This is a genomic window from Sphingomonas longa, assembly GCF_016892685.1.
In the GTDB taxonomy this organism is placed as follows: domain Bacteria; phylum Pseudomonadota; class Alphaproteobacteria; order Sphingomonadales; family Sphingomonadaceae; genus Sphingomonas; species Sphingomonas longa.
The window spans coordinates 46,100-53,940 of sequence record NZ_JAFEMC010000009.1; the positions used below are offsets into that span (position 1 = coordinate 46,100).

Annotated in this window: 6 protein-coding genes; all 6 read left to right on the forward strand. The window is 68.4% G+C overall.

Annotated features, from left to right (window positions below; all coding sequences use genetic code 11):
• The first annotated feature begins 25 nt into the window (after positions 1-25).
• The 6 genes from ILT43_RS19335 to ILT43_RS19360 all read left to right on the forward strand — a co-directional run bounded on the left by ILT43_RS19335 (position 26) and on the right by ILT43_RS19360 (position 7,691).
• Positions 26-688, forward strand: coding sequence for a cation efflux transmembrane domain-containing protein (locus tag ILT43_RS19335; RefSeq protein ID WP_184040671.1), 663 nt, complete (start codon positions 26-28; stop codon positions 686-688).
• Positions 689-707: 19 nt separating this feature from the next.
• Positions 708-1,040 carry a hypothetical protein gene (locus ILT43_RS19340; RefSeq protein ID WP_204200600.1) on the forward strand — a complete coding sequence of 111 codons (333 nt, stop codon included), beginning with the start codon at positions 708-710 and terminating at the stop codon, positions 1,038-1,040.
• A 65-nt stretch (positions 1,041-1,105) separates the two neighbouring features.
• Positions 1,106-2,371 carry a TolC family protein gene (locus ILT43_RS19345; protein WP_184040666.1) on the forward strand — a complete coding sequence of 422 codons (1,266 nt, stop codon included), beginning with the start codon at positions 1,106-1,108 and terminating at the stop codon, positions 2,369-2,371.
• A complete protein-coding gene (locus ILT43_RS19350; RefSeq protein ID WP_184040664.1) occupies positions 2,368-3,534 on the forward strand; it encodes an efflux RND transporter periplasmic adaptor subunit in 1,167 nt (388 codons plus the stop codon). Before ILT43_RS19345 ends, ILT43_RS19350 begins: the two co-directional genes overlap by 4 nt.
• 3 nt (positions 3,535-3,537) lie before the next feature.
• Entirely contained in the window at positions 3,538-6,765 is a 3,228-nt protein-coding gene (locus tag ILT43_RS19355) for an efflux RND transporter permease subunit (RefSeq protein ID WP_184040661.1), read from the forward strand.
• Between the two features lie 11 nt (positions 6,766-6,776).
• Complete coding sequence (locus ILT43_RS19360; RefSeq protein ID WP_184040658.1) at positions 6,777-7,691, forward strand: cation diffusion facilitator family transporter; 915 nt, start codon at positions 6,777-6,779, stop codon at positions 7,689-7,691.
• Positions 7,692-7,841: the final 150 nt, after the last annotated feature.

Genomic DNA, 7,841 nt, shown 5'->3' on the forward strand with positions numbered 1-7,841 from the left:
TCGATTCTATCGAGGTGGCGGAAACATGGCCTGCACGAGCTGCGCGTCCGACAAGGCGGGCAATTTCAACGACCCGAAATGGCGGCGCGCGCTGTGGATTGCGCTTGCGATCAACGGCGCCATGTTCGGCGTCGAGATCGTCGCCGGTATCACCGGCGGATCGAAGGCGCTCCAGGCCGACGCGCTCGACTTCTTCGGCGACACCGCAAATTACGCGATCAGCCTCGGCGTCGCGGGAATGGCGATAGCGTGGCGCGCCCGTGCGGCCATGTTGAAGGGGGCGACTCTCGCGCTGCTCGGCCTCTATGTTCTCGCCGCCGCGGGCTGGGCGGCCGTTTACGGCGCCGCGCCCCACGCCGAGGTGATGGGGATCGTCGGCATCGCCGCGCTGATCGCGAATTTCATCGTGGCGGTCATGCTCTACCGTTTCCGTGAGGGCGACGCGAACATGCGATCGGTCTGGATCTGCTCGCGCAACGACGCGATCGGCAACATCGCGGTCGTCCTGGCCGCGGGCGGCGTCTTCGGCCTGAACAGTGCCTGGCCCGATCTTGTCGTCGCGGCGCTGATGGCCGCGCTGGGATTGTCGGGCGGCATCCAGATCATGCGGCAGGCCCGTGCTGAGTTGCGGTCCTTCCCGCCTTCCGCGCCCGTCGATTTCCAGGGATCGTTACATGGCAGCCGGTAAACTGCTACGGGCAGGGTCGATGCACCGTTTGTCGGCCCTTTTCCTCTGTCTGATGCTCGTGCTGTCGCTCGGGTTCGGATCGGTCGCGCACGCGGCCGAGGGGCCGGGCGTCGAGGTGTCCACGGTGACGTCGATCGGCCATGCCGATGGCGATGGCGATCAGGTGCCGGCCGATAGCCAGAAGGGCTATCCGCATCATCATGGTGGATGCCACGGCCACGATATCGGCGTTCCGATGGCGCCCGATCCCGTGGCGTCCGTCACCGGACTGCGCGTAGCCCTGTCGGCATGGGACAAGGGTCCGATGCCGCGCGCACCTTCGGACCCGGCGCTTCGACCACCCCAAGCCTGAGCGACGTCTAAGCTCCGCCGGGCACGCCCGCGCGGAATCCAGCGTTCGTCAGGAGTCCGTTACCCATGCAGCGTTTTATCGCGGCCCTTTTGGCCGTGGCGTCGTGCGCGTCGATCGCGCACGCGCAATCATCCGAGCCGGCATCGACCAGTCCCCCGCTCACGCTCGAACGCGCGCTGGCGCTTGCCGGCGCAGCCGCGCCGACGCTCGAAGCAGCGACAGCGGGGGTGCGCGCGGCCGAGGCCGGTCGCACCGTTGCCGGCTATCGTCCCAACCCGTCGATCGTCGCCGAAACCGAGAATATCGCCGGCAGCGGCCAGTACCGCGGCGTGCGCAGCGCCGAGACGACGGCAGGGCTGGCGTTTCCGATCGAGCTGGGGGGCAAGCGCTCGGCGCGGATCGCCGTCGCCGACGCGATCGGCAATCGCGCCCGGATCGGCTCGGCCCTTGCCGAGGCCGATCTACGTCTCGCCGTCACCCAACTCTATATCGAGGCCACTGCGGCGGAACGGCGTCTCGTCACCGCGCGCGAACAGGCGGGCATCGCTCGCGAGGCATTGCGTGCGGCCGGGGTTCGCGTGCAGGCCGGGCGTGCCTCGCCGCTCGAACAGCAGCGAGCCGACGTGCTGCGCATCAACGCCGAGACCGCCGTGGAGCGCGCGCAGCGCCTTGCCGACGTCGCCCGCGACAATCTGGCGCGCCGGATCGGGCAGCCCGTCACCGGCGTCCTCGACATGGCATGGTACGATCGCGTCGAGGGCTATGGGCCGGCGCAGCCGATCGCACCGGCCGGCACGCTCGCGCTCGCCGCAGCGCGCGCCGATGCAACCAGCGCCGAGGCCCAGGTCAGGCTTGCCCGATCGCAGCGCATTCCCGACGTGACGCTCAGCGCCAGCGCGCGGCGTCTCGAAGCGACGAACGACGTCGCCGCGGTGTTCGGCGTGTCGATCCCGATTCCCCTCTTCAACAACGGTCGCGCGGGCGTGACGCAGGCGCGCGCGCAGAGCGATCAGGCACAGGCGCTCCGGCGTGCGGCCGAGCTGGACACGGCGCAGGACATCGCCCGCGCCCAGGTCGAGGTGGCGAATGCGGCCACGTCCGCCCGCAACGCCAGCGGACCGGCACTCGCATCCGCGACCGAGGCCGCGCGGATCGCGCGGATCGGCTACCGCGAAGGCAAGTTCGGGCAGCTCGACCTTCTCGATGCCGAACGCACCCTGTCCGAGACGCGCACTGCCGCGATCGACGCGCTCGCCACCTATCATGACGCCAAGGCACGCCTGGAACGGCTCGTTGCCGCGGCGCCCTCGCGCGAGGAAAACGACCGATGAAGAAGAACATCGTGCGGGCGCTCGCGCCCGTGACACTGGCGATCCTCCTGGCCGGGTGCGGCAAGGGCGGGAGCGAGGCAGGCGGCAATGCCGGCGCCGAAAAGACGGAGGCGGCCGAAGGTGCCGAGGGCAAGGAGGCCCCTAAGGATATCGTCACGCTGTCCGCCCAGCAGGTCGCGGACGCCGGTATCGAGGTCACGCGGCCGACCGTAGGCGGCGAAGCCGGCGCGATCGAGCTGTCGGCGACGATCGAGGGCGACCCGCAGGGCGTCCAGGTGGTGTCGGCAGCGGTCGGAGGACGGCTCGTCTCGCTGACCCGCAATCTCGGCCAGTCGGTCGGGCGCGGCGATCCGCTCGCGATCATCGAGAGCCGGGAGGCGGCCTCGCTCAAGGCCGAGGTGGAAGCGGCGCGCGCGCGCGCCGCCCTCGCTCAATCGAACCTGCGCCGCGAGCAACGCCTGTTCGCCGAGCGCGTATCGCCCGAACAGGATCTCGTCGCCGCGCGCACGGCCGCCACGGAAGCCGGCATCGCACTGCGCCTAGCCCAGCAGCAATTGTCGGCGACCGGTAGCGGGGGTGGTGCGCTCAACCGCATCGCCGTGCGCTCGCCGATCGGCGGTCAGGTCATCGCGCGGTCCGCCACGCTCGGCCAGACGGTCGCGGCCGACGCCGAACTGTTCCGCGTCGCCAACCTCTCCAAAGTCACCGTCACGACGTCGCTGGTGCCGAACGATGCGGGTCGGGTGAAGCCGGGTGCGCGCGTCGAGGTGACGGCTCCCGGCCGTCGCCAAGAGGGACGCGTGACGTTCGTCTCGCCCGTGCTGGACGAGACCACCCGACTGGTGCCGGTGATCGCGACGCTCGACAATGCCGGCAGCACGTGGCGGGTCGGCGAGACGGTCAACGTGTCGATCCTCGTGCCCGCCAGCGGGGACCGCACCGTCGCCGTGCCATCGGCCGCGGTGCAGATGATCGAGGACAAGCCGTTCGTCTTCGTCCGCACCCCGACCGGCTTCCGCGCGACCCCGGTGACACTCGGCCGGACCAACGGCGGTCAGGTCGTCGTGACGTCGGGCCTCACCGGCTCGGAGCGGATCGCATCCACCAACAGCTTCACGCTCAAGGCCGAACTCGGCAAAGGCACGGCCGAGGACGAGGACTGAGCCATGATCGGTCGCATCGTCACCCTCTCCGTCGAGAAGCGCTGGCTGGTCCTGCTCCTCACGATCGCCGCGGCGTTGCTCGGGATCGGCGCGCTGCGCCAGCTCCCGATCGACGCCGTTCCCGACATCACCAACAACCAGGTGCAGATCAACGTCGTCGCTCCTGCCCTATCGCCCGACCAGATCGAGAAGCAGGTCGCCTTCACCGTCGAGACGGCGCTCGCCGGCATCCCGGGCCTAGAATATACCCGTTCGCTCAGTCGGAACGGCTTCGCGCAGATCACCGCCGTCTTCACCGAAAAGACCGACATCTACTTTGCGCGGGCGCAGGTCGCGGAGCGACTGCGCACCGCTGAGGAAGATCTGCCGCAAGGCGTGAACCCGGAAATGGGGCCGATCGCGACCGGGCTCGGCGACATCTTCATGTGGACGGTCGAATATCGTGAACTCGATCAGGTCCACCATCGCAACGGCGAACCCGGGCTGCAACGCGACGGCAGTTACATCACGCCCGAAGGCGATCACCTCGTCAGCGATGCCGACAAGGCGACCTATCTGCGCACGGTGCAGGACTGGATCGTCACGCCACAGCTCAAGAGTGCGGCGGGGCTCGCCGGCGTCGACTCACTCGGCGGCTACACCAAGGAATATCTCGTCGTCCCCGATGTGCAGCGGATGGCCGCGATGCGCCTCACGCTGCAGGATCTCTCGACCGCGCTCGACCGCAACAATACCAGCGCCGGCGCGGGCGTCGTCGACCGCAACGGCGAAGGACTTGCCGTCCGCTCGGACGGCCGCGTGCGCAATGCCGACGAGCTTGCCCGAACCGTCGTTGCCACGCGCGAGGGCGTGCCGATCCTGCTCAACCAGATCGCGACCGTCCGCACCGGCCAGGCACTGCGCATGGGTTCGGCATCCGAGAACGGCCATGAGGTCGTGGTCGGGACCGCGGTCATGCGGATCGGCGAGAACAGCCGGACCGTATCGACGGGCGTCGCGGAGCGGCTGACGCAGATCGGCCGATCGCTGCCCGTCGACGTGGTGGTGAAGCCGGTCATGAACCGAACCGAGCTGGTGAACTCCACCATCGCCACGGTCGCCCGCAATCTTGCCGAAGGCGCGGTGCTGGTCATCGTCGTCCTGTTCGCGCTGCTCGGCAATTTCCGGGCGGCGCTGATCGCCGCGTTCGTCATCCCCATCACGATGCTGCTCACCAGCATCGGCATGTTGGAAGCCGGCGTGTCGGCGAACCTGATGAGTCTCGGCGCGCTCGATTTCGGCCTGATCGTCGACGGTGCCGTCATCATCGTCGAGAATGCGCTACGCCGCCTTGCCGAGGCCCAACACGGTCGCGAGGGCGAGCTGACGATGCAACAGCGGCTCGGCCTGGTCGCTGCGTCCGCCCGCGAGATGATCCGCCCGTCGGTCTACGGGCAGGCGATCATCATCCTCGTCTATGCGCCGCTCCTCACCTTCACCGGCGTCGAGGGCAAGATGTTCGAGCCGATGGCGCTGACCGTCATCATCGCGCTCGTCTTCGCCTTCATCCTGTCGCTGACCTTCGTGCCCGCGGCCATCGCCATCTGGCTCAGCGAGCGGGTGGAAGAGAAGGAAAGCCGCGTCGTGGCGTTCCTGCGGCAACGCTACGAACCGGGCCTCGACGCGGCCATGCGCCGGCCGAGCCTGACGATCGGCGTCGCGATCGGCGCGCTGGCGCTCGCCGGCGTCGCCTTCACCACCCTGGGCCAAGAGTTCCTGCCCCAGCTCGATGAAGGCAACGTCCTCGTGCAGGCCGTCCGCATCCCCGGCACGTCGGTCGACCAAAGCCAGGCGATGCAGTTCCAGGTCGAAAAGGCGCTCGCCAAGGCGCCGGAGGTTCGGTTCGCTTTCTCGCGCACCGGCACGTCGGAGATCGCCTCCGATCCAATGCCGGCGAACGCGACCGACACCTTCGTCATCCTGAAACCCAAGAAGGAATGGCCCGACCCCGGCCTGTCCAAGGAGGCGCTGGTCGAGCGGTTGGAAAAGCGTCTCTCTACTCTGCCGGGCAACGCTTACGAGATCACCCAGCCGATCCAGATGCGCTTCAACGAGCTGATCGCGGGCGTGCGCGGCGACATCGCGATCAAGGTTTTCGGCGACGACTTCGGCGAGATGAACGCGACCGCCAATCGCATCGCCGGCATCCTGCGCCGGACACAAGGCGCAGCAGACGTGCGGGTCGAGCAGACCGAGGGGCTCCCGATGCTCGATATCCGCCCCAACCGCACCGCCATGTCGCGGGTCGGGGTGACGGCCGGCGACGTGCAGGACACGGTCGCCGCGGCGATCGGAGGACGACAGGCGGGCGTCATCTTCGAGGGGGATCGACGCTTCCCCGTCGTGATCCGGATGGCGGAAAGCTCACGCTCCGACCTGACTGCGGTCGCGCAGGTGCCCGTGCCGACAGCCAGCGGCGGCTTCGTGCCGCTGTCGACTGTTGCGGATATCGCCGTGGTCGACGGCCCCAACCAGATCAGCCGCGAGAACGGCAAGCGGCGTGTCGTGGTGCAGGCGAACGTCCGCGACCGCGACGTGGCGGGCGTCGTCGCCGACGCGCGCGCTGCGATCGACGCCCAGGTGAAACTGCCTGCCGGCACCTATCTCGAATGGGGCGGACAGTTCGAGAACCTGGCGTCGGCGCGGGACCGGCTCGCCATCGTCGTGCCGATCTGCTTCGCCGTCATCATGCTGTTGCTCTACGGAGCGCTCGGTTCGGTGCGGGACGCGCTGATCGTGTTCACCGGCGTGCCGCTGGCGTTGGTGGGCGGCGTGCTGGCGCTGGTGCTGCGTGGGATGCCGTTCTCGATTTCCGCAGCTGTAGGCTTCATCGCGCTGTCGGGTATCGCCGTCCTCAACGGGCTGGTCATGGTGTCTTCCATCCACGACCTGATGCGTACCGGCGTGAATCGGGCCGTGGCGGCGCACCAAGGGGCACTCGCCAGGCTCAGGCCGGTGGCGATGACCGCGCTCGTCGCTTCGCTCGGCTTCGTGCCGATGGCGCTGGGACATGGTGCCGGTGCCGAGGTGCAAAAGCCCCTCGCCACCGTCGTCATCGGTGGCCTGATCTCGGCGACGCTGCTGACCTTGTTCGTGCTGCCGACGCTCTACGCGCGCTTCGGCGCGCGCACGCTGCCGGCACCGTCGAGCGACCATCTCGAACTGCCCCCCCTCCCCGCTCCGGCCCATTGAAAGACCAGACGATGCACGACCATGCAGCGGGCGGACACGCCCACGATCATACCGCCGGGGCCAACGCCAGGATGCTGGGGTGGGCGCTGGCGCTGACCACCGCCTATCTCGTCGCCGAAGTCGTCGGCGCGTTCGTCTTCAACAGCCTCGCCCTGCTGTCCGACGCGGCGCACATGCTGACCGATGTCGCCGCGCTGGTGATCGCGCTGATGGCGATCCGGTTCGGCCAGAAGCCGGCCGACGACAAGCGGACGTTCGGTTACAAGAGGTTCGAGATCCTCGCCGCGGCCTTCAACGCGCTGCTGCTGTTCGCGGTAGCGATCTACGTGCTGGTGGAGGCCATCCAGCGCTTCCGTCAACCCGAAGCCGTCCAGTCGACCGGCATGATGATCGTCGCCGCGATCGGGCTCGTGGTGAACCTCGTATCCATGAAGCTGCTGACGTCGGGCAAGGACGCGAGCATGAACGTCAAGGGCGCCTACCTCGAGGTATGGGCGGACATGATCGGCTCGATCGGCGTGATCGCGGGCGCGGTTGCGATCCGCTTCACGGGGTGGACGTGGGTCGATCCGATCGTCGCAGTGGGCATCGGGCTATGGGTACTGCCACGAACCTGGGTGCTGCTCCGCGATACCACCAACGTCCTGCTGGAAGGCGTCCCCGGAGGGATCAAGCTACCCGAGCTGCGCGCGGGAATCGCCGGGCTTCCCGGCGTCTCCGGGGTTCACGACCTTCACGTCTGGTCGATGTCGTCGGACGACATCACCTGCACCGCGCACGTCACCCTCGCCGAAGGCGCCGATGCCGATGCGGTCAGGAAGGCGGTCGCAGATACGCTCGATCGCCAGTTCGGCATCGAGCATTGCACGATCCAGACCGAGGCGCTGGCCGAAGCGTGCGAGGATAATCACCACCTGCACCCTTGAGGGCGATATGACCGGGCGAAAGGGCGCGCGCTGGACGCAGGAGGCGGACGCTGAGCTGCGCCGGCGCGTCGTCTCTCGCGAACCCGTGACGGTTATCGCGAGAGAGATGGGCCGGACCCAGGATGCTATCCGCGGCCGGGCGGCGATGCT

Excerpts from the sequence above, each read along its gene's own strand:
- ILT43_RS19335 (WP_184040671.1), top strand. The coding sequence starts at position 26 with ATGGCCTGCACGAGCTGCGCGTCCGACAAGGCGGGCAATTTCAACGAC.
- ILT43_RS19340 (WP_204200600.1), top strand. The coding sequence starts at position 708 with ATGCACCGTTTGTCGGCCCTTTTCCTCTGTCTGATGCTCGTGCTGTCG.
- ILT43_RS19345 (WP_184040666.1), top strand. The coding sequence starts at position 1,106 with ATGCAGCGTTTTATCGCGGCCCTTTTGGCCGTGGCGTCGTGCGCGTCG.
- ILT43_RS19350 (WP_184040664.1), top strand. The coding sequence starts at position 2,368 with ATGAAGAAGAACATCGTGCGGGCGCTCGCGCCCGTGACACTGGCGATC.
- ILT43_RS19355 (WP_184040661.1), top strand. The coding sequence starts at position 3,538 with ATGATCGGTCGCATCGTCACCCTCTCCGTCGAGAAGCGCTGGCTGGTC.
- ILT43_RS19360 (WP_184040658.1), top strand. The coding sequence starts at position 6,777 with ATGCACGACCATGCAGCGGGCGGACACGCCCACGATCATACCGCCGGG.